The organism is Pseudoalteromonas issachenkonii, assembly GCF_002310795.1.
In the GTDB taxonomy this organism is placed as follows: Bacteria; Pseudomonadota; Gammaproteobacteria; order Enterobacterales; family Alteromonadaceae; genus Pseudoalteromonas; species Pseudoalteromonas tetraodonis.
Map to the genome: position 1 here is coordinate 1,466,322 of NZ_CP011030.1, position 22,338 is coordinate 1,488,659.

Here is a 22,338-nt window from a genome sequence, read left to right on the forward strand (position 1 = left end):
GGGACTTGTTTGGTGAGGGTTAAATTCTAAGTAAAATTCAAGGTGTTAATAATATGTAATTAAGCGTGTGATTTTTAGTGTCTATCTCAAAAGGTTTGCGGTTATTGGTTTCTGCTGTCATGTTGGTGGCATTCATTATGAGGATAACAATGCTATGTCTAATTTAGGTTTAAAGTTAGTTAATCGACTTATAAAGTATGGTGTGTTGGCATCATTAAGTTCTGTAACGCTTACAAGCTTTGCTGGCGAGTCTACACAACAAGCATCATTGCATAAAATTGCACAAGAAATTTCGGCGCAGCGTATTGAGAGTGATATTCAAACGCTGGTGGGTTTTGGTACGCGACATACGCTATCAGAGACTAAGTCTGATACACGTGGTATTGGCGCGGCAAGGCGTTGGATTAAAAAAGAATTTGAAGCGATTTCGGCACAATGTGGTGGCTGCTTAGAAATAATAGAAGTAAAACAAACCATTTCAGGAGAAAAGCGTATTCCTAACCCTGTAGAAGTGGTTAACATAATTGCGATTCAGCGCGGCGGTACTGAGCCTAATCGTATGGTGATGATGTCGGGTGATATAGACTCGCGTGTTAGTGATGTAATGGATTTTACCAGCGATGCGCCAGGGGCAAATGATAACGCTTCAGGGGTTGCCGGTGTTATTGAGGCAGCGCGTGTTTTATCGAAATATACATTTAATGGCTCGGTTGTTTACGCGGCGCTCTCAGGTGAAGAGCAAGGTTTATTTGGCGGTAAAATTTTAACCGCTTATGCGCAAAAAAATAATTGGCAGGTTCATGGTGTTTTAAATAACGACATGATTGGTAATATTACCGGTATTAATGGCGTAACCGATAACACCACTGCACGCATTTTTTCAGAAGGGACGCGAGTGGTTGAAACCAAAGAGCAAGCGCGTACTCGTCGTTTTACAGGTGGCGAAGTTGACTCAGCGAGTCGTAATTTAGCGCGTTACATAGACACCATTGCCGATAAATACATTGAAAATTTAGACACTATGCTGGTATACAGACTCGACCGATTTGCTCGAGGAGGGCATCATCGCCCATTTAATGATGCGGGCTTTGCGGCTGTACGTATAATGGAAACTAACGAGCATTACGACCGTCAACATCAAGACCTACGCACCGAAAATGGCATAGTGTACGGTGATACCATTGATGGGGTTGATTTTGATTACGCCGCAAAACTCACGTCATTGAATGCGGTGAGCCTAGCGTCAATGGCATGGGCACCAGCGCCACCGAAAGAAGTGAAAATTAGTGGTGCCGTACGCGCCAGTACCACACTTTCTTGGCAACCATCGGATGATAAAAATATTGCCGGTTACAAAATTTACTGGCGCTATACGAGTGAGCCACAATGGCAATACAGCCAATGGGTTGATAATGTTAGCGAGTTTACGCTTAAAAATGTGGTTATTGATAACTACTATTTTGGCGTTGCTAGCGTGAATAAACAGGGTGTTGAATCGCCAGTGGTGTTCCCCGGTGATGTGGGGTCGTTTGATCACAACATAAAATAATCGGTTTGCTTAAAAACCCAGCAAACAGCTGCGAATAAGGTGTTAAGCACGCTATTTATGCTTGCGCCTTATTTGTTATGCCCTTAAAGTGTAAACAAAGAAGTAAAAAGGTTATTAAAATGCAGCAACAAGAACAAAAACTATTAACACCAGAGCAGCAAGCTGAACTTCAGCAACAAGAAATTCAATGGCAGCGCGAATGTTTTCAAAATGCGCAAAAACATTTAGCTGAAAAAGGCATTATGCCCAAAACATTGCTTGAAAAAGAAAGCCGTTTTTTAGCGCCTTTATGCGCGCTATGGAAATTTAAAGCGCAAAACGGTAAAAGCTACTGGGTGATCACCGGTCGTTTACCAACCGATCACGCTGAAGCATCTGCAGCAAAAGATGCACGCGATGCAATGCGTTATTTTTCACTGCAGTGGCAGTTAAAGGCCGATCAAATTATTACCGCAGGTGCGCGAGATAAAACCCAAGCTGATTTTGCAAATTTACTGATTAACCGTGCACATGGTTTATATGAAATGCATGAAAACGAGCAGCTGTGGGCAAAAGAACCCGCTTAATAAATAAAAGTGAATACATTTAAAAAAACCTAACTTAGTGACCTAAGTTAGGTTTTTTGTTGGAACTTTCAGAATTAAGCTCGAAACATAAATAGACTCTAATAAGCGCTATCTACGCGCACTGTGTTATTAGTTAAATAAATAAGGCGTACATTATCACCTTGGTGAAAACGCATAGCGGGATCGCTGTCTTGTACCACCATAAATTGTTCACCATTTTCTACTTGTATAAGTAGTTCAACTAATTGGAGGTTTTCATAGCGTTGTGTCTGTTGCTGATTATGCGCAACATTACCACCAATCACTGATCCTAAAATAGTTGCAACCGTGCGACCGCTGCCACCACCAAATTGATTACCAATAACGCCACCTAATAAGGCACCGCCAAAGGTTTTCCAGCCGTTGCTTTTATCGTGAACTAATTGTTGCTCTGTAATGTTGCGCACCGACTTCACTTTACCAAATAGTACTTGCTGCACAGGAACGGCTTTATTGCGTTCATACTTGGCAAAAGTGGGGGCACTAAATATTAATAAAGTGCATAAAATTAAGCTAAGCGTTTTCATGGTTCGCTCCTGTTAGTTACCAACCAAAGGTAGATTTTTCACGGGTCTTACGAATTTCAGTTTCGTCAGCCCATTCAATAAGGCCACTTTGCATATCCATTAAGCGCATTGTAAATTTGTAGTACACATCGGCTTTATCAGCATTGGATTTAACAATGCTCGATAGGTTACCGTACAGCATATATTGCGCACCAATTTGTTTACCAAAGGCCACCGCAGTGCTTGGATTGATCAGTGCATCTTCATTTTGAAATGTAAGTTGTTCACGAACCGCTTCTACACGAGTCATATCAACAAATCTAAATTTTCCACTGCGAAGTAATTGAGTCGAAATTGAGTCGGTAATTGACTCAGTGTCTATGTGTTCACTGGTTTTGTTTTTAATACGCTCAACAAATACCACAGGGCGGGTATTGGCAGTCATAGTACCAACCACTGGCGAACTGAGCAGTGAGTCGGTCATTTGCGAGGCTACTTTTTGTAGGTCGGTAGAGCCAAAGTTTATATCTGTGGTTTCTACGGCTTGTGCATCACCATAACTAACGACTGCTTTATTGGCACAGCCGGTTAGTGTGAGTGCGGCTAAGCCTAAAATTGCATAGCCAGAGAGTGCTTTAAATTGTTTATTGATCATCATGGTTTCCTTAATCTTTAAATTCTTGTGCTTCAGTAGACACTTCTCTTACAGCTAAAGAGAAAGTAACGGCATTAGGGCTAGGCGCGAGCCCTGCAAGCTGAGTTTTAGCAAAGCCAAATAATGTGAGGGCTTGCCACGGCGAGTGGTTGCCTTTAATTAAAAAGCCATCTTTATCAAACCAGTTAAATTGATACTGTAAATATTGTGACTTTTTATAGGTACTTGCCAAGGTGACTACCACGTCGGTTAGGTTATTTGTTTGACGAGTTTTTACATCACTAATTAATAGCTTTTTTGCTAACTGTGGATTGTTAACATTGAGCTGCTCTTTGTAGGCGTTGGTAGTTTGTTCAACTCCAATGCCTGAGGTTACAGGTCGGCTGCTACATGCGCTAAGCATAAACAACGCAATAATGGGGAGTATGTATTTCATGATGGCTCCTAAAGTTGCACTACATGGGAGTTAAAATAGTTATTAACAGAGGTTAGGTAGATTAACGTTAACCTTTGCTTACTAACGGTAAAATTTATTGGCGGTTGTGAGCCAACATTTAAGGTATGTTCGCCTGCAGCCACTGCACTGCGGGCAAGGCTAATTTGATTGGGTAAGGTAAGCCAGCTGCGGGTATCGGCTTGCTCAGATGCAAGATTATATAAATTTGCTAAAATATTCCCCACATCACCGCCACTGCGGGCAAGCTCAGCGCGCAGCTTTTCTTTCGCCACTAAGCGCAATATTTGCCTCGATACACGCCCAGCAACTTGCTGCTCTAACGTTTTAGCGGCCAGTGCCTCTAAGTGCACTAGCGGGCTTAGTGATATTACGTGGTCATTAATTTTGACGTTGTTAACGGTGCTTTCATAGGCATTATTTATATAAATGGGCATGGCGAGACTATAAAAGCGGGCGTCTCCCTGTGAAGTATAAATGGGTAGTCGCAATTTAAATTCGTGTTGTTTTGGTATCAGGCCTTGTTCGAATAATATAACCACTTCGCCTTGGTTTTTTTCTAAGGTGTTAACTTCACCAAACTGGCGTTTAAATTGGTTATAGTCATCAGCAAAACCTTGCTGCTTAGCAAGACGCAGTACATCGTGTTGTAAATACGGATTGTTAGGTTGTATTTCGAGTGCTTTTTTATAGTCTATGTAGGCATCATCACCTTGCTTTGCCGTTTCATATAGCAACCCTGATAAGTAAAACGTGTACGCATTTTGAAAGCCATTTTTGACCGAGCGAATTAAGTTATCCATATCGGGATAGTGTTGCTGTGCTTGGGCAACCGCATTATCAAATTCGCTTTGATTATTTAATAGTTCATCAACTTGTACTTTATTAGCACGGCGTATTTCAACTAAGGCGCTTTCAATATCATGTTTATAAACATAATTGAGCGCTTTGTAGCTATGCAACATACTCATTTCGTAGGCGGGCGGTGTATAACCAATAGCTGAGTCGTTGGTTAACAGCGCATTACTTTGCTCAAGCCCAGCACTTACTTGTATTTTTGCAGCTTGGCGCTTAGATTGCATTTGTTGATAGACAGTTTCAAAATGAACTAGTGCGTTATCGGGGTTGTTGGCTAAATCCGCGATACGGCCTTGTTCTAATTGGCTCAGTAAATAATTACTGTGTGTTTTGCTGTTTTTGCTTATTAAGGAGCGTGCACTCTCAATATTATTATTCGTAATGGCTTGTCTAATAGGGGTGGTATTAGTGGCGTAATCATTAAAGAGATCGTCAAAGCCAATGGTGCTGCAACCACTTACAATAAAGCAAAGACTAAAAATTAAAATGTGACGCACGCGCACTCCTTCTTATTTATTCTGTTAGGTTAACATACTGCCAATAAATACAAGTGTGAAAGATTGTAAAAAAGCGTAGTGTATAAACATAGAACAAAAACCCTTAATAAAAACTTTATCATTTAAAAAATAACCATGGTAACGTTTACAACATTGGGCGTTAATTTAATCGGTATATAAATACGGTACATATTTATCAATACGTTAGGAATTAATTTGAAAGCAACACTGTTTACTATTATCGCGTTAGTTGCCTTTGCTGCAAATTCGTTATTATGTCGGTTAGCGTTGGCGCAAGGCTACATTGATGCGTGGAATTTTACCGTTATTAGGTTACTGAGCGGGGCAGTGTGTTTGACCATTATTATGCTGCTCTACACTAGGCAGTTAAATAAAAAAGCGCAGTTAAGTAATCCTATTATTAACGATACTGGCAGTTGGCGAAGCAGTGCTAGCTTATTGATATATGCGCTGTGTTTTTCTGTTGCTTATATCGAGCTTGATACCGGTATGGGGGCGCTTATTTTATTCTCGGCGGTGCAATTTACAATGATTGGCTGGGGCATATATAAACAAGAGCGTTTAAGTGCTGTGCAATGGCTTGCATTTATAGTGGCGTTTGCGGCATTTGTTTACTTAATGCTGCCCTCACAGACAGCACCACCGCTGATGGCTGCATTATTAATGAGTATAAGTGGCATTGCGTGGGGAGTTTACAGTATTTGTGGCAAGGCGTGTGTGTCGCCGCTAAGAGCCACTGCCTTTAATTTTATTCGTAGTTTATTAGTGCTACCTATTTTAATTGTGGCGGGAATGAGCCAGCTTAAAAATATACGTATCGAAGGGGCGTTACTTGCAATAGCCTCAGGTGCCATCGCATCTGGCGTAGGGTACAGTATTTGGTATGTGGCTATGCCACTATTAAAGAGCACGCATGCAGCCATAGTGCAGTTATGCGTACCCGTTTTGGCGGCTATTGCAGGGGCAGTGTTTTTATCAGAGACATTAACTGTACAATTTATGCTCCCCAGCAGTATCATTTTACTGGCTGTATTGGTTTTTACGTTAAATAAAAAAACTAACACCGCTTAGCAGGTGGGCTCACATTAAGCACAAAGCGTTCATACAATGCAGGTAATTGGGTTAAAATAGTGTCTTTACCTAATAAATCACTGTGTTTAATGCAGTCGTGCAACACTTCTGGCGTAAGGTGGCGAATAAGCTGCGCTGATTGCGCTATGTGGCTAATATGCCAAAGCTCAGGAGCTACCCCGCCCAAGTCGTACTGGTAAGGTCGATAAAATCCAAATTCTGCTAGATGAGTGTCTAGCCATTGGCTTAGTTTAGCAAAAGGCCCACCTTGCTGATATTCATTAGGGCTCAATTGCAAAACATAATCGTCACTCACTGCGCTTTTATCGTAAATATCTAAATCAGTCCCTAAATGATGGCGACTCGCCCCCGGTAGCGCAGAATAAAGCATAATGGCAATGCATTTATCAATATCACTGAGCGAATTAATATCAACGTGTTGCTGCGCTTTGTTTAATACCGGCCGCTTAGCGGAAAATTTAGCGTTCCAAATAGCTGATTGACGGTTAAAATCCCGAAAACTTGATGCAATACATAAATCAAAGCCTACAGATGCAGCCGCTGTTTGCAGTGCAATAAAGTCATTTACAATATCGGCATGCAAAGAGTGATTTTGTATGGCAACTAAATGTGCATCACTTTGGCCAGTGATGCATTGTATGAGTTCTTTATTTGCAGTCATTAAGTTAACAGGTGCTCTAATATTTGTTCGTAAATATCGGCCAGCGCGATTAGGTCGTCGGTGCTAACACACTCGTCCACTTTATGAATAGTGGCATTACGTGGCCCTAATTCAATAACTTTAGCACCCGTTTGTGCGATAAAACGACCATCTGAGGTGCCACCTGTTGTTTCTAAGTTAGTGGTTAACCCCGTTACCGATTTAATCGCGGCTACGGTGGCATCAACCAATGGGCCGTGATCGGTTAAAAACGGCAAGCCATTCACAATCCAATTGAGTTCATAATTTAAATTGTGTTTTTGTAAAATGGCATTTACTTTTTGTTGTAGTTGTTGATGAGTAACTTCGGTACTAAATCTAAAATTAAATTGTACCTCTAGCTCCCCAGGGATCACATTGCCTGCGCCCGTACCGCCATTAATATTAGAGATTTGAAAGCTGGTGGCTGGAAAAAAGTCATTACCCATATCCCACACAGTTTGGCTTAACTCGGTTAAAGCTGGCGTGGCTAAATGAATTGGGTTTTGTGCTAAATGTGGATAGGCCACATGACCTTGCACGCCTTTTATAGTTAAAAACCCCGTGAGTGAACCACGGCGGCCATTTTTAACCACATCACCGAGTACATCGCGAGAAGAGGGTTCACCTACAAGGCACATGTCTATTTTTTCACCGCGCTCCTCTAAAGTATCAATAACGCGGGTAGTGCCGTTAATAAACGGGCCTTCTTCATCTGAGGTAATTAAAAACGAAATGGAGCCTTTGTGATCTGGATGCTTAGTCACAAAGCGTTCGGTTGCCACAATCATCGCTGCTAATGAGCCTTTCATGTCGGCAGCGCCACGGCCATGCAATAAGCCGTCTTCAATTAGGCCTGCAAAAGGCGGGTGCTGCCAGTTTTTTTCAGGCCCAGTGGGCACCACATCAGTATGACCGGCAAAACAAAAATGCGGTGATTGGGTCCCTTTACGTGCCCATGTGTTTAGGGTATCGGTAAAAAATAGCGATTCAATATCAAAGCCAATGGCGCTTAGGCGTTCATTCATCATATGTTGGCACCCGGCATCTTCAGGTGTAACCGACTCTCGCTGAATTAAGGCTTGGGCTAGGGTAATTACTGGATGGGTCATTATTTAAAAATCTCATCGTATTGTGCTGCTTTAAAGCCTAAGTGATATTGCCCGTTATTAACAAGAACAGGGCGTTTGATCATCGCCGGTTGTTCAACGAGTAAATCTATAGCGGTTTGTTTAGTCAAGCTTTGTTTTTGCTCATCAGTGAGCGCTCTGTACGTTGTGCCACGCTTATTAACCAATTGTTCCCAATCAATATGTTCTGCAAAGTCGCTTACCATGTCGTTATTAACGCCGTCTTTGCGATAGTCGTGGAAAGTGAATGCAATGTCGTTATCGCTTAAGTATTTTTTTGCTTTTTTAATTGTATCGCAGTTGCTAATGCCATAGAGAGTGATCATAAATCTACTTCTTTTTAATAATAGTTAATAAGGTATCTACACCGGCATTAACTTGCGGGTGAGAATAATGAAAAGTGCCTAAATTATGGCCATTGAGAATTATTAGGCTGGCTAAAATAGGCGAGTCGAGCTCACGTAAATCAAAATAGGCAAGGCGTTGGCCTTTGGTTATTTTGCTGCCGTTAAGCTGAGCAATATGAGTATGCGTAAGTGTTTGTGAATCGGGCACCGCTAGGTTTATTAATACTTTTAAGCCGTTGTTGGCTTTTAAAATAAATTCACAACCGGCACTTTTTACCTGCAGTAAGGTGCCATTGAAGGGCGCTAATACTTTATGACTCGATAAACTAACAACAATACCTGGGCCGAGTGTGCCAAAACGAAAAAAGGGTTGTGGATGCTCTTCCATTGGCATCACTTTACCACTGAACGGACTCGTGATTTGTATCGCGTTTCGGCCAATTTTATTTTTAGTTAAATAGCTAACGTCTTCAGATTTCATTATTTATTCAGTTACCACGTTGTAGCCATCGGCTTTAAGGGCTGTAATTGCTTTGGTGACCGTTTGTTTTTTTACTAAAATATAGTCGGTATCATATGTGGATATCGAAAAAATGGACACGCCAGCTCTGGCTAATACGCCTGACAGATTTGCCATAATGCCAGTTAACGAAAACCCTAAAGGACCTATTACTTCCAGTGCTTGCCAATTAGATTCAGTGTCTTGGCTATCAATAATAAAGTCTACAGGGCAAACAACTGACAGTTCATCATGCGTTTTTGAGATAAAAAATAACGGTTGCTTTAACAGCGCAGGCGGTATGTCAGCATCAAGGGCTAAACTATGAATAGATAACACGGTGCTGTGTAATTGTAATGTTTGTTTTGACATTAAACGTATCGTCAGCAGCAAAATAATAGCTTTATAGTATAGAGTATTGAAGCTAAATTAAAGGCTCAAGTTTAGGCAGTGCTATATTTTTATTAGCTAAAAAATAATTGTCCACAATTTCTGTGGATAAGCTTGGGGGTTGTGAGGTATAAATAGCCTAACCAGTTAATTATTAAATAAAAAATGGCTAGGCTATAAAAAGGGCATGTTAATTACAGGCCTTAATTAAGCGCTTCTACTTGCGCCGCCTGAATGGCTGTTAAAGCAATGGTATACACAATATCGTCAACTAATGCGCCACGGCTTAAGTCGTTAACAGGTTTGCGCATCCCTTGTAACATAGGACCAATACTGATCAAATCGGCACTTCGTTGCACTGCTTTGTAGGTGGTATTACCCGTATTTAAATCAGGGAAAATAAACACGGTTGCTTTACCGGCAACCGGGCTATCTGGCGCTTTTTTAATAGCTACACTTTCCATAATGGCCGCATCGTATTGCAATGGCCCATCGATAATGAGATCTGGGCGCTTTTGTTGGGCAATTGTTGTTGCTTCGCGGACTTTTTCTACATCAGCGCCACTGCCCGAATTACCCGTGCTGTAACTTATCATTGCTACACGAGGTTCTATGCCAAATGCGGCAGCAGAATCGGCAGATTGAATTGCAATATCGGCTAGTTGTTCAGCATTAGGATCAGGATTAATAGCACAGTCACCATAAACAAGCACTTGATCAGGCAATAACATAAAAAATACCGACGAGACTAATGATGAACCCGGTGCGGTTTTAATCAGCTGTAAAGGCGGGCGAATGGTATTGGCCGTGGTATTGACTGCCCCTGAAACCAGCCCATCTACTTTTCCTTGCTCTAGCATCATGGTGCCCAGTACCACGTTATCTTGCAGTTGTTCCTTTGCAATAACGTCAGTTAAGCCTTTGTTTTTACGAATTTCGACCATAGGTGCTACGTAGTCATTAATAATACTACTTGGCTCTATTACAGTCACATGCTCGTTCAGTTCAATCCCTTGTTGCTCCGCGATTCGAAATATTTCATCGCGATCGCCAAGTAAAATTGTTTTAGCTATGCCGCGCTGGCCACAAATGGCAGCGGCTTTAATGGTACGAGGCTCGTTACCCTCAGGCAGCACAATCGTTTTATCTGCTTTACGGGCTTTATCGGTTAATAAATACCTAAAGGCCGGCGGGGATAACTTGCGGGTTTTTCCCACACTTTTTGCTAATGTGTCCAGCCAATCAGAATCGATATGTGCAGCGTTATGATCTTTTACTTTTTCTATGCGCTGCTCATCGTCGCTAGGCACTTCTAGGTTAAAGTTATGCAGCAATAAAGAGGTGCGCCAGGTATCGCCTTCGGTTGCCAAAATTGGCAGACCAGTTTGCATAGCTTGTTCGCATAACGCCATAATACGCGGCTCAGGTTCAAAACCACCGGTAAGTAAAATTGCACCTAGTTTTGTGCCATTCATGGCCGATAAGCAAGCTGCAACGAGTATATCTGAGCGATCGCCAGGGGTTACCAATAACGCACCTGGCGTAAAATAATTTAGAATATTTGATACCGTGCGGGCACAAAATGTAATTCGTCTGAGTCGGCGGTGCACCATATCGCCTTCGTTGATAATAGTGGCTTTTAAATAGGCACTTAAATCTTTAACACGTGGGGCAACCAGTTCAAAATCCCACGGAATAGCGCCGAGTAACATAAACGGGTTTTTTCTAAAAATAGGTAAAGAAGCTAAGCGGTTTAATTCGTTATCAAGCGCTTCTGGCTTATAGGTATCGACTAAATCGGCGCGAGCACGACCTTCCTCATCAAGGGGGGCGTTCACTTTATTAAAAATACAGCCAAGCACGCGAGGGTGGTCAATGCCACCATAGTTGCCAGCGGCTATTTCTAGTCGGTCTTCAATTTGAGTAATGTTGTAATTGCCAGGGGTAAGTACAAAAACGATATCCGCCCCTAAAGTTTGTGCGATTTCGCGATTTACTCTCCCCGCATATGGTTGGCGACGAGTAGGCACCATGCCTTCAATAATAGCCACTTCATCATCGTTAATTTTACTTTGAAAACGCTCTACAATTTCTTCTAGCAGGTCATCGCCTTTGCCATCGCCAATCATTTGCTCAGCGTAATCCAGCGCAAATGACGTGGGTGGATCAATAGGTGAGCCTTGGGTAACAATTTGTGTTGACTTTTCTGGGCCTGTTTCACCCGCGCGTGGTTGGGCTATAGGTTTAAAAAAATTAACTTTAACAGTTTTCTGTTCCAGCGCCCTTACCAAACCCACCGATACTGAGGTTAAACCAACCCCAGTAGATACGGGGATCAACATAATACGACGAGCCATATTATAACTCCTTGGTGATGTTTGCGGCATCAAGTGCGATCACCCATTCTTCGTTAGTGGGCATAACAACCGCTTTGCTACGTGAATCAGCTGTACTAATTAACCCAGCTTGGCCAAAACGTGCATCAAGGTTTGCTTGTGGGTCTAAATTAATACCTAAAAAGGCCAATTGTTTAAGTACTTTATCACGGATAATATCGGAATTTTCGCCAATACCGCCGGTAAAAATAACTGCGTCTAGCTGTTGCAGCGGGACCATGTAAGCGGCTATTTGTTTTGCGAGGCGGTAACAAAACATATTAAGTGCCAGCATAGCTTGCTGGTTGCCTGCAATAGCGGCTTCTTCTATGGTGCGACAATCGTTAGACAACTCGCTTATGCCTAATAAACCACTTTTTTGATTGAGTAAGTCATCAATTTGCTGAGCAGTGTAATCGAGTTGCGTGGTTAAAAAGTTAAATAGGCCCGGATCAATGTCGCCACAGCGCGTACCCATAACAAGCCCTTCAAGCGGGGTTAACCCCATACTGGTATCAACACTTTTGCCATTTTTAATCGCACACACTGAACAGCCGTTGCCTAAGTGGGCGCTAATAAAGTTACTGTTTTCAATAGGAAGTGCCAACAACTTCGCAGTTTGCCCTGCCACATAAAAATGGCTGGTGCCATGAAAACCATAGCGCCTAACACCAAAGTCTTTATAAAGCTGATAAGGAAGGGCATAAAGATAAGCGACTTCATCCATTGTTTGATGAAATGCCGTATCGAACACGGCTACTTGCGGTAAATTTTTAAATGATGCTTGCGCTGATGAAATACCCAGTAAGTTAGCGTGGCCATGCAAAGGTGCTAGCGTGGCTGCTTGCGTGATACCTGCAATAACGTGTTCGTCAATTAATACTGATTGGGTAAAATGCTCACCGCCATGCACAACACGATGACCAACAGCAACTAGTTGCTCATCTAGGTTGTGATCTTTTATTAAATTAACCAGCGTATCAATTGCATGCGCGTGTGCCTGATTAGCAGCAAGTTTAATGGTGGTCTTTTCTCCCTTAAATTTATATTTTATTGAGGGAGCATCTGCACCTAGGCGCTCAGCTAAACCTGAAATAATGTCTTTTCCTGTGTTTGCATCAATAATTGCAAACTTTAAACTTGAGCTTCCACAATTAAGTACCAAAACATGGTTTGGTTTTTTTGGGAGAGTTGGCATAGATTCATTTTCCATTTAAATATTAATCAGTACACTTGGTTGATATATAAGCATTGAGGCTTAAATGGGTATAGACTAAAGTGTAGTTGACTTTATTAAAAGGGCTTTCTGGAATTCTTTCGATAATTTATGCCTTTTGTGAGTTTTACTAATGAAATTAAGCATTTTTACCGATAAAGTGAGAGTTGTGTTACACTTTTATAAGCAAGATGCTTTTTGAAGTGTTAAATGCCGTGATTGTGAGGATTTATAATGCAAAAAAGTGTGATATCACAAGTTCAATTAGGGCGCGCTTATGCTAAAACATGGCCTATGCGTAAAGAGGTCGCGCCATTATTTGCCGAGTTTAAAGTGATCAGAGCAACCGAGCTTGCGATTACAGTAATGCCTATTTTAGCCATGCTAACTTTGTTTTTTCAGCTTAATTATTTAGGCCCTGATTTTTTACCTCAAGCTATTGCCAGTAGTCTATTTTTTATCTCCTTGCCGTTACAAGGGCTTTTATGGCTAGGTAAACGGGCGCAAACAGAATTAGAACCCGCTATGCTGCAATGGTACAACGAGTTATTTGCAAAAATGATCGCCAACGGTTACGACGCACAAATGGGGAAAAACAAGCCCCGCTATTTGGAGCTTGCTGAATTGTTAAAAGACATGTTTGATAAAATGGATAAAACCTTTACTAAAGAGCAGTTTTAACAAACTGGCTAATATAAAATGACAAGGTAACCTTATGATGCTGTTTTTGTTCAAGTGCCTGCCAATGCTCGGGTCTGAACTTCCATGCAAAGGGTGTCATCATTATTAAATTTCTTACGTCGCTAAATGTGAGTGACACTTGCTCTGCAATGAGCTGTTGCGATGATTGTTTAAAGCCTGTTGGCGTAGCCACTTCAGTATGTTCATTTACCGTATTATAGATATATTTTTTCAACTCTTTGAGGTGCATAGGCCCAGGGCTTGCCACCACTAAACAGCCATCCTCTTTAACAAGGCGAGAAAGTTCATCGTCAAACAAAGGGGCAAACACGCTAATTAACACATCAGCAAGGTGATCATTAAACGGCGCGTGGCTTATTGATGCCACGCTAAATTGACATTGTTTGTATCGTTTTGCTGCGTATTTTACCGCCGACTTAGATATATCAACACCATACACAGTAGCTTGCGTGTTATTTGCTATAGCATGGGTGTAAAACCCCTCGCCACACCCTAAATCAATCACTATATTTGCATTGAGCGGTTTGACTAAATTAGCTAAGGCTGTCTGTAAAAATGCATAATGGCCTTGCTCTAAAAAAGAACGCCTTGCTTGTACCATTTCTAAAGAGTCACCGGGCTGTTTAGAGTTTTTATTTTGCACGGGGAGTAAGTTTACATAGCCTTCTTTGGCAAAATCAAAGCTGTGGTTATTATCACAGCGTAATGTTTTTTCATTAAGTGCCAATGGAAGTTTGCAAATAGGGCAATGGTAATGAAGACTCATGAGCCTAAATAGTCCTTATCAAAAAAAGTTTTTACCCAGTGCGGGCGATAGGTGATCATAACAGTTATTGCCATACCGTTTAGCATTGCTTCAGGAAACGCTAAAATAGGACTGAGATAAATGTAGTTTTCTGTTAGCTGATGCCAATTATATTCGCCAATTGCGTAATAAAAAACACCCCCGAGTATAATGTTAACGCAAGCAACGACACCAGCCGTTAAAAAGCTACAAACAAATATATAGATAAAAAAGTGCCGCGCTAAGTAGTGGTAACAAAGCATAAATACAAAGTAGCTTAATAATACTGGAATAAACGCACTTATTAGTAATTTTACCGCAATCAGCTCGAATGCTATTTGTCCAAAAGCAGTTAGCAGAGCTGTTGCTAATACACAACTTAAAATAGCCAGACGCCAGCCTAAAATCAGCGTAACAGCAGTAATGCCCAATATATGAAGATCAAGACCAGGTAAAATACCGGCTTTTATACGCCATAGTAAAGCGAGCACCAGCGCGCAGGCAAACACACCGGTTTGCCTTGCTGGCGTATTAAATAAATTGGCGTATGTTGATTTATTAACACTTAAAAAGCCAATAACAATAACACCAATCCACAGTAATGCCTGTAATTGCACGCTTAGCATAATCGTTAATTAAACTCAGACCAAATAGGCGCATGATCTGAAGGCTTGTCGATAGCACGTAATTCGTAATCTATACCGGTGTCGATACAGCGAGCTGCTAAGTCATGCGTTGCCAGAACCACATCAATCCTTAGTCCACGATTATCAACAAAACCCTTAGAGCGGTAGTCAAACCACGAGTATTGATCGTTAGTTTCTGGGTTTTGCTCTCTAAAGGTGTCTTTAAAGCCCCAGTTTAATAACGTTGCTAGCCATTCACGCTCAACGGGTTGAAATGAACATTTTCCGGTTTTTAACCAGCGTTTTGCGTTTACCTCACCAATACCAATATCTAAATCGGTTGGAGAGATATTAATATCGCCCATTACAATTACATCTTGATCAGGCGTGTAATGACTATTTAGGTGAGTCATTAAGTCTTGATAAAATTGACGTTTATAAGGGAATTTAGTTTCGTGGTTGATATTATCGCCTTGCGGGAAGTAGCCATTCATGACATGCAGGTCACGGCCATTTTCTTGCTCTACGGTAACGCTGATCATTCGCTTTTGCGACTCATCTGTGTCGGTGGAAAAGCCTTTTAATACCGACTTAGGCTCTTTTTTGCATAACATTGCCACACCGTAATGCGCTTTTTGTCCATGAAAATAAACGTGATAACCCATTTTTTGTACATCGTCTAGCGGAAATGCTTCATCGTGCACTTTTATCTCTTGAAGACCAATAATATCTGGCTGGTGTTTATCAATAATAGCTTGTAACTGATGTAGGCGAGCACGCAGGCCATTGATATTAAAAGAAATCACTTTCATAAAGTTTACCTTCAAATTTATTTTCATTGTTAGCTAAATTGTATCAGTATTTGGAGCGACATAACATGACTGAAACGAGAAAATAGCTGCACAAATGTTGATCAATTTTTGCTTAATGTTTAAACATTGTAAATGCAATATTAAATAATAAAATAAATAAAATATTCAATTGATATGTTAAAAGTTGTCTATATAATGCGCAAAAATCGTTTGTTTAACTCGTTCAAATAGGACTACCTGATGAAAACTCAATTACTTTTAGCCGCCTCTCTTTTTGTTTCTGTAACTGCTACTGCGCAAAGCAATACGTATTACAGCCAAGACAACAAATTAGAGTCTAACTTATGTGTAGTAAGCGCCAATGAGGGGTTTTCGGCTGCTCGTAAAATGGCAGCAAAGCACGGTGTATATTTATCGCGTTATTCAAAAAGTATCCTATGTAACGGTCAAGACATCCGTGACATTGCAAAAAAAGAAGCAGCAACGCAATCAGTTGTGTCTAAAGTAGAAGTATTTGCAAAAGATTCACACCAAGAAACACAGTTATGTATGACTGCATTAAAGCAAGGCTTACAACCAGTACGTAAGCAAATTGGTAACTTAAATTCATTAAAGTGTAATGGCCAAAGCGTTACTGATTTTGTTAAGCGTTACCAAAACGCTGCAATCTAAATTACCGTATTAGATATAAATAGCTCGGTTATTACCGAGCTTTTTTTTTGCAAAAATTACCAGAGTAGCTTGCAAAAATTGCATTATTAAATATCGTAATAGAAGTTGTTCTTGGTTAATTGTTTGATTTTAATGGTTTATTTTTTTGGCATCGTATTTGTATTACTAGATTTGAAATTTATTAATACAAGGATACGTCTGATGAAAAAATTAACGATAGCTTCTACTGTTTTAGCCGCATTGAGTTTAGCCGCTTGTTCTTCAAATCAAGGTTTAGAAAAAATCGACAGTGATTTTGCAAGCTTAGATAACGACAGCGATGGCTTTATTTCTAAAACAGAAGCCGACGATGATAGTATTTGGCAGCACTTTTCAAATATAGATACAAATATGGATAATCAAATAAGCCGTAATGAATATGATGCTTATATGCAGCTAAATGCTGGGAAAGTTGCTACAGATAGTGAAGTGAGTGAGTCTGCATTTAAGGCTGATATTGCGAAGTTTGATAAAATAGAAAATGACTTTAAAAGCTTAGATAATGATAGCAACGGCTTTATTTCAGTTTCTGAAGCTGACGATGATGATATTTCAAATCATTTTGGTTACATGGACAGCAATAAAGATAAACGAGTAAGTAAAAAAGAGTTTAATAGCTATATCAAAAAGCATGGTGATTCTGTTGCAGAGGACGATGCACTTGAGCAATTTAAAAATAGCTAAATTACATTATTAAATACACTTGATACCAAGCCAGTGTTTTTCACTGGCTTTTTTATACCTATAAAATGTTATTTTATTAATATGTTTTCCTAGTTTGCCGTTGTTCTGTCATAATAGATGGCTGTGTGTTTTTATTAACTTTAGAGTGATTATGGTTGGTCGGCGAATTAGTGATGAACAATTAATTGAAATCATTGAAGCGGCGATTTTTGTGGCAGGCAAACCCGTATCAAAACGTCATCTTAAGGACACGGTTTTAAACGACTTAGCAATTTCTATGGCGCGCATTAATGATGCTGTAGAGGCCATTCAAGTTCACTATCAGACGCGTGGAATACGTTTAGTTGAAGTAGGCAGTGGCTATCGTTTTCAAGCGTGCAGTAGTTTAAGCCCATGGTTGAGTAATTTATGGCAAGAACGTGCCCCTAAATACTCGAGAGCTTTACTCGAAACCCTGTCGTTAATTGCATACAAGCAACCCATTACCCGTGGTGAAATTGAGCAAGTGCGGGGTGTAGCAACTGGCTCAAATATTATTAAAACTCTGCTTGAAAGAGAGTGGATTAAAGTAGTTGGGCATAAAGAAGTACCCGGTAAACCGGCACTTTATGCAACGACTAAACAATTTTTAGATTATTTTTCGATAACGGGACTTCATGATTTACCCGCATTGCCAGAGCAACAGCAAAGTAAAATTACCCAGTTATTAAGTGATCCTTCTGTGAGAGAACCATCCGAATGAGTATACAAGGTGAAAAGTTACAAAAAGTCCTAGCCCGTGCAGGTGTAGGCTCACGCCGTGAAATGGAAAAATACATTGATGCAAATCGTGTGAGTGTAAATGGTAAAGTAGCTAAGTTAGGCGACAGGGTTGAAGAAACCGATTTAATTCGTGTTGACGGCCATACCGTTAAAATAGAAGAAAAAGCAGACAGAATTTGTCGTGTAATTATGTATAACAAACCAGAAGGCGAGTTAAGTACGCGTAAAGACCCTGAAGGCCGTAGAACCGTTTTTGACCGCTTACCTCGTATTGATGGCGATCGCTGGATAGCAGTAGGCCGATTAGACGTGAATACCTCAGGCCTAATGCTGTTTACCAATGACGGTGAATTGGCAAACCGCTTAATGCACCCAAGCTATGAAGTTGAACGCGAATATTCAGCACGTGTATTTGGTGAAGTCACTGACGAAACAATGAAAAACTTACTGCGTGGCGTAGAACTTGAAGATGGCCCCGCAAAGTTCACTGGTATCAAGCCTATGGGCGGTGAAGGTATTAATCGTTGGTATAATGTAACGCTTAACGAAGGTCGTAACCGTGAAGTGCGTCGTTTATGGCAATCACAAGATGTGGAAGTATCACGTCTTATTCGTATTCGTTACGGTAAATTAGAGCTTGATAAGCGTGTACCGCAAGGTGGCTGGATTGAGTATGATTTAGATACGGTTAACTATTTACGTAAAACAGTAAAGCTTGGCAAAGAAACACAAACTAAGCTGTCGGTTATTCCTGAAAAGCGTAAAGACAAGCGCGCTAAAATAAACCAAATTCGCAAGGCGGTTAAAAAGCACAATCAACGTGTAAAACCGACTAAACGTAAGTAATTAAAGCATAAAACAACAAAGCCGCTTTTTATAGCGGCTTTTTTACGTTTAAAACTAAATATTACTTTTTAGCTTGTGCGTCTAACGATTGGCCATTGATATTTTTTGAGTCATCACTCATTAAATACAGGTAAGTTGGCATTAAATCTTCAGGTGTTGCTAGTAAATCACGATCTTCACCTGGAAATGCACTTGCACGCATTGATGTACGTGTTGCGCCTGGATTGATGCAGTTAACACGGATTGGCGTTTTTTCAACTTCACACGCCCATGTTTGCATCATACCCTCTACCGCAAACTTAGAAATAGCGTAAGGTCCCCAAAATTCTCTTCCTTTACGACCTACACCCGATGAGGTAAATACCACTGAAGCACTTTTTGACTTACGCATTACAGGGAACAACGCTTTGGTGATCATTGCTTGTGCAGTTACGTTTACTTTCATTACATTTTCGAATGTTGATGAACAAAAGTGCTCCAACGGCCCTAAAGTACCTAAAATACCCGCGTTATTTAATAGTCCATCAAGGCGGCCAAATTGGCTCTCGATAGTTGCAGCAAGGTCGCGGTAGTTTTGTTTAGTTGCACCTTTTAAGTCCATAGGCACAATCGCTGGCTGTGGGTAGCCTGCATTGACGATTTCGTCATACACACATTCTAGTTTATTAGTTGTTTTTCCTAATAAAATAACGGTTGCACCATGTTTAGCATAAGTAATTGCTGCAACACGGCCGATACCATCACCTGCGCCTGTTATCAAAATTACTTTGTCTTTAAGTGCGTTTTCAGTTGCTTGATAGGTATGCATAAAAGTACCAATGTTTAAATTTTTTTTGATTTTAACATAGCAAATCGACAAGTAATCGAATTTATTACAAATTTAGGTGGCGAAACTAGAAAGTTTACGTTAAGTTTAACTGGTCTAATGTCTCATTAATATACTAGCTACATTATTTTAACTTAATTACACTGACTATAAACACACTATAAAAATAAGATTTGTGCGGAGAACACTATGAAAAAAATGCTACTCTCGCTCTCAGTTGCAGCTGCATTAGCAGGCTGTGGCGGCGGAGAAACGTTAGAAGATGTTAAAAACGATTCAGTTACAGTTATTCCAAAAGCTACGGTAAAATTTGACCCTGCAAATGGTGTAATTTCGGTTCCTAATGATTTATTGATGAGCGGTACGCGCGATGGCACATTAAACATTCCTGGTGAGCTAAATGACGAAAATGTTTCTATCCCTCGCGCTGCGTATGCGGATCCGCAACTTGCACTAGGGGCACTTGATGGCTGGTCTACGCAAGTTCCTTTTAAAATAGATTTAACGTTTCCACCGGGCATTAGCCTAGATGAAACGTCTGCAGCTTCACCAGGCTCAGTACGTATTTTTGAAGTGATCATGGGTGCAAGCCTAACAGATGCCGAATGCTCACAAGCACCAGCCGGTGCTGCATGTAAATTAGTGGGCGAATTAACCTTTGGTGTTGATTTTGTTACACAAGGCTCTGGAGACGCGGTTGCAATTATTCCACTTAAGCCATTTAAGGCTGGTAGCTCGTACATTAATGTATTAACGACTGGGCTTAAAGATTCAGAAGGTCGCTCAATTGAGCCATCATCAACATATGCCACTGTTAAACAAGAAGCGCCGTTAGTAACGCCATCACAACTTGCGCTGCAAGGGGCTGTTAACAGCTACGAAAACGTAGTGGTAAGCTCAGGAAATATCACCAAAGACGATATCATTTACTCAGCTGCCATGACAATGCAATCAGCAGGTCCTGTGCTTGGCACGATTAAAAAGGTTTTAGCAGCAAGCTTAACAGAGCCAACAATTCCAACGCCTGCGTTGCAAATTCCAACACAGCCTATGGCTAATGTACAACAAGCGTTTGCAATACAAGGTGTAACGGTGCCTGACGTATTCCAAGTAGCACAGTATCAAAAAGGCAGCATCCAGCTACCTATGTATTTAGGTACACCTACGGGTAAAGAAATCAGTGATTTAAATGATACTTACTGGCAAGGTATGTGTGACAGTGCCGTTGCTATTTTAGGTTACAAAGCGCAAGCGGGTGAAGCGTTCCCAACTGATCCCATTAGCACTAACGATGCGATGTGTGCTGCTTTGAGTGATGGACAGCTTCGTGACTTAGGGCTTGATAGCACTAAACACTTAACTAAATATAACTCACTTCCTAAAATGCAAAGTATGGAAAATGTGCCAGTACAAATTACCAAACCGATTTTACCGGTTGTTAATGCGTACCGAACAGGCTTAGGTTTAGAGCCTTTTGCTGCTATGCCAGAAAATGGCTGGCCAGTGGTTATTATGCAACACGGTATTACCACACAAAAAGAAAGCATGTTAACGCTAACAGCGCAGCTTTCATTGCAAGGCTTTGCAACGGTTGCAATTGACCATCCTCGTCATGGCGAGCGTGGAATAGATGTTGATGTTGATGGCACAGATGACTTTAACGCAACATCAGGCTCTGTACTTAGTTACATGAACCTAAGCTCGTTATTGGTCGCCAGAGATAGCTTACGCCAGTCAAGTGCTGACTTACTTGGTTTACGTTTAGGCTTAAACTTCAGTGGTGATAGTTCACTCAATTCTAGAGATGTATCTTATATTGGCCATTCACTGGGCTCAATTGTAGCGCCTGCATTTATTGCACAAGCGAATAGCCCATTGGCTGATCAAGTAGACCCACTCTTTAAAGTTAATGCTGTTGCATTGGCAAGCGGCGGTGGCGGTATTGCTAGCTTCTTATTAGAGTCAGCCGCGTTTGGTCCATTTATTCAAGGCTCTGTACTTTCTCAAGCTGGAACTGCTGAAGCTGACGAGTTTAATGCATTCTTAAATGCTGGTGCGTTATCAAACTGTGGCGCCTTGTTACCAGACATGCAGGACTTCTTAAGCTGTGGCTTTAATGAATTTGCAGCATCGCTAACGATGGCGGGAGAAGCTGATAAATTGGCTAACATTAAGGGCGTGATGACGCAGTTTGTATTTGCAGCTCAAACCGCATTGGATAGTGGCGACCCGACTAACTATGCAGCAACGGTTAAAGCACTAGAAACACCTGTGTATATGAATGTTGTTGTTGGTGATGGTACTGATAGTAACAAGCCAGACCAAGTTATTCCGCCGATGACTGCTAACAATCCAATTGCAGGTACACTACCTCTAGCTAACTTTATGGGGTTAGAAACAGTGAGTACAACTCAAGCACCAACAGAGATGGGCGCTAGCTATTTAGTTAAATTTAACACAGGTCATCATGGCTCGGTATTGACACCGGCGCAAGATGAAAGACAGTCGTCTACAGCAGCGGGCAGCGCCGCAGCTAATGCAGAAATGCAATTGCAAATTGCAACTTATCTAGCATCGCGTGGACGTTTATTATCTGTATCAGATACTGACATTGTGACTAATTAATAATCAACCACTCAATTAAGTCTAAAAAGCCACTGTATAGTGGCTTTTTTTTATTTTAAAGCATGCTAAATTGGCTGAAATTTATAA

The 22,338-nt window shown here is 40.9% G+C and carries 24 protein-coding genes; 9 read left to right on the plus strand and 15 right to left on the minus strand.

Going from position 1 to position 22,338, the window contains the following annotated elements; genetic code table 11:
• Positions 1-154: 154 nt before the first annotated feature.
• Positions 155-1,549 carry a M28 family peptidase gene (locus PISS_RS06760; RefSeq protein WP_058154518.1) on the plus strand — a complete coding sequence of 465 codons (1,395 nt, stop codon included), beginning with the start codon at positions 155-157 and terminating at the stop codon, positions 1,547-1,549.
• Between the two features lie 119 nt (positions 1,550-1,668).
• The gene (locus PISS_RS06765) at positions 1,669-2,115 is read left to right on the plus strand and encodes a DUF4826 family protein (protein ID WP_058154519.1); all 447 of its coding nucleotides are present in this window, start codon (positions 1,669-1,671) and stop codon (positions 2,113-2,115) included.
• A 98-nt stretch (positions 2,116-2,213) separates the two neighbouring features.
• Here PISS_RS06765 and PISS_RS06770 read toward each other — a convergent pair whose 3' ends face one another.
• From PISS_RS06770 to PISS_RS06785, 4 genes are read right to left on the minus strand one after another with little or no spacing between them, the layout of a single operon-like run.
• A complete protein-coding gene (locus PISS_RS06770) occupies positions 2,214-2,681 on the minus strand; it encodes an outer membrane lipoprotein (RefSeq protein WP_058154520.1) in 468 nt (155 codons plus the stop codon).
• Between the two features lie 16 nt (positions 2,682-2,697).
• Positions 2,698-3,315: a penicillin-binding protein activator LpoB gene (gene lpoB, locus PISS_RS06775; RefSeq protein ID WP_418054962.1), complete on the minus strand. Its 618-nt coding sequence runs from the start codon at positions 3,313-3,315 to the stop codon at positions 2,698-2,700.
• 10 nt (positions 3,316-3,325) lie between these two features.
• Positions 3,326-3,751 (minus strand): YcfL family putative periplasmic lipoprotein, encoded by a 426-nt coding sequence (locus PISS_RS06780; protein ID WP_013464782.1) that lies wholly within the window; start codon positions 3,749-3,751, stop codon positions 3,326-3,328.
• A gap of 8 nt (positions 3,752-3,759) precedes the next feature.
• Positions 3,760-5,124 (minus strand): COG3014 family protein, encoded by a 1,365-nt coding sequence (locus PISS_RS06785; RefSeq protein ID WP_058154522.1) that lies wholly within the window; start codon positions 5,122-5,124, stop codon positions 3,760-3,762.
• Positions 5,125-5,340: 216 nt separating this feature from the next.
• On the opposite strand from PISS_RS06785, the gene PISS_RS06790 reads away from it, so the two are divergent.
• Positions 5,341-6,216: a DMT family transporter gene (locus tag PISS_RS06790; RefSeq protein ID WP_058154523.1), complete on the plus strand. Its 876-nt coding sequence runs from the start codon at positions 5,341-5,343 to the stop codon at positions 6,214-6,216.
• Here PISS_RS06790 and PISS_RS06795 read toward each other — a convergent pair.
• From PISS_RS06795 to PISS_RS06825, 7 genes are all read right to left on the minus strand, one after another.
• A complete protein-coding gene (locus PISS_RS06795) occupies positions 6,203-6,898 on the minus strand; it encodes a M15 family metallopeptidase (RefSeq protein ID WP_058154524.1) in 696 nt (231 codons plus the stop codon). The two genes, PISS_RS06790 and PISS_RS06795, sit on opposite strands and share 14 nt — an antisense overlap.
• A complete protein-coding gene (dapE, locus tag PISS_RS06800) occupies positions 6,898-8,028 on the minus strand; it encodes a succinyl-diaminopimelate desuccinylase (RefSeq protein ID WP_013464786.1) in 1,131 nt (376 codons plus the stop codon). Before dapE ends, PISS_RS06795 begins: the two co-directional genes overlap by 1 nt.
• Positions 8,028-8,372, minus strand: coding sequence for an ArsC family reductase (locus tag PISS_RS06805; protein WP_013464787.1), 345 nt, complete (start codon positions 8,370-8,372; stop codon positions 8,028-8,030). The genes dapE and PISS_RS06805 overlap by 1 nt, the downstream gene beginning before the upstream one ends.
• A gap of 4 nt (positions 8,373-8,376) precedes the next feature.
• Positions 8,377-8,874 carry a PTS glucose transporter subunit IIA gene (locus PISS_RS06810; protein WP_013464788.1) on the minus strand — a complete coding sequence of 166 codons (498 nt, stop codon included), beginning with the start codon at positions 8,872-8,874 and terminating at the stop codon, positions 8,377-8,379.
• 3 nt (positions 8,875-8,877) lie between these two features.
• Complete coding sequence (locus tag PISS_RS06815) at positions 8,878-9,264, minus strand: ACT domain-containing protein (RefSeq protein ID WP_024602576.1); 387 nt, start codon at positions 9,262-9,264, stop codon at positions 8,878-8,880.
• A 221-nt stretch (positions 9,265-9,485) separates the two neighbouring features.
• Positions 9,486-11,639 (minus strand): phosphate acetyltransferase, encoded by a 2,154-nt coding sequence (pta, locus tag PISS_RS06820; protein WP_058154525.1) that lies wholly within the window; start codon positions 11,637-11,639, stop codon positions 9,486-9,488.
• Position 11,640: 1 nt separating this feature from the next.
• A complete protein-coding gene (locus tag PISS_RS06825) occupies positions 11,641-12,855 on the minus strand; it encodes an acetate kinase (protein ID WP_058154526.1) in 1,215 nt (404 codons plus the stop codon).
• Positions 12,856-13,107: 252 nt separating this feature from the next.
• On the opposite strand from PISS_RS06825, the gene yfbV reads away from it, so the two are divergent.
• Positions 13,108-13,554, plus strand: a complete 447-nt coding sequence (yfbV, locus tag PISS_RS06830; protein ID WP_016899917.1) for a terminus macrodomain insulation protein YfbV — start codon at positions 13,108-13,110, stop codon at positions 13,552-13,554.
• Here yfbV and rlmA read toward each other — a convergent pair.
• The 3 genes from rlmA to xthA are packed head-to-tail and all read right to left on the minus strand — an operon-like array spanning position 13,538 to position 15,797.
• A complete protein-coding gene (rlmA, locus tag PISS_RS06835) occupies positions 13,538-14,341 on the minus strand; it encodes a 23S rRNA (guanine(745)-N(1))-methyltransferase (protein WP_058154527.1) in 804 nt (267 codons plus the stop codon). The genes yfbV and rlmA overlap by 17 nt on opposite strands.
• Positions 14,338-14,985: an energy-coupling factor ABC transporter permease gene (locus PISS_RS06840; RefSeq protein ID WP_013464794.1), complete on the minus strand. Its 648-nt coding sequence runs from the start codon at positions 14,983-14,985 to the stop codon at positions 14,338-14,340. Before PISS_RS06840 ends, rlmA begins: the two co-directional genes overlap by 4 nt.
• A gap of 5 nt (positions 14,986-14,990) precedes the next feature.
• The gene (gene xthA / locus PISS_RS06845) at positions 14,991-15,797 is read right to left on the minus strand and encodes an exodeoxyribonuclease III (RefSeq protein WP_013464795.1); all 807 of its coding nucleotides are present in this window, start codon (positions 15,795-15,797) and stop codon (positions 14,991-14,993) included.
• 240 nt (positions 15,798-16,037) lie between these two features.
• On the opposite strand from xthA, the gene PISS_RS06850 reads away from it, so the two are divergent.
• From PISS_RS06850 to rluB, 4 genes are all read left to right on the plus strand, one after another.
• Positions 16,038-16,469 carry a hypothetical protein gene (locus PISS_RS06850; protein WP_013464796.1) on the plus strand — a complete coding sequence of 144 codons (432 nt, stop codon included), beginning with the start codon at positions 16,038-16,040 and terminating at the stop codon, positions 16,467-16,469.
• A gap of 201 nt (positions 16,470-16,670) precedes the next feature.
• On the plus strand, positions 16,671-17,192 hold the full coding sequence (locus PISS_RS06855; RefSeq protein WP_028835840.1) for an EF-hand domain-containing protein: 522 nt from the start codon (positions 16,671-16,673) through the stop codon (positions 17,190-17,192).
• Positions 17,193-17,343: 151 nt separating this feature from the next.
• A complete protein-coding gene (gene scpB, locus PISS_RS06860) occupies positions 17,344-17,934 on the plus strand; it encodes an SMC-Scp complex subunit ScpB (protein WP_013464798.1) in 591 nt (196 codons plus the stop codon).
• Positions 17,931-18,800: a 23S rRNA pseudouridine(2605) synthase RluB gene (rluB, locus tag PISS_RS06865; protein ID WP_008110001.1), complete on the plus strand. Its 870-nt coding sequence runs from the start codon at positions 17,931-17,933 to the stop codon at positions 18,798-18,800. The genes scpB and rluB overlap by 4 nt, the downstream gene beginning before the upstream one ends.
• A 61-nt stretch (positions 18,801-18,861) precedes the next feature.
• On the opposite strand, the gene PISS_RS06870 is transcribed toward rluB, so the two are convergent.
• Complete coding sequence (locus PISS_RS06870; protein ID WP_028835839.1) at positions 18,862-19,608, minus strand: YciK family oxidoreductase; 747 nt, start codon at positions 19,606-19,608, stop codon at positions 18,862-18,864.
• Between the two features lie 207 nt (positions 19,609-19,815).
• On the opposite strand from PISS_RS06870, the gene PISS_RS06875 reads away from it, so the two are divergent.
• Complete coding sequence (locus tag PISS_RS06875) at positions 19,816-22,251, plus strand: VolA/Pla-1 family phospholipase (RefSeq protein WP_036956409.1); 2,436 nt, start codon at positions 19,816-19,818, stop codon at positions 22,249-22,251.
• The last annotated feature ends 87 nt before the right edge of the window (positions 22,252-22,338 follow it).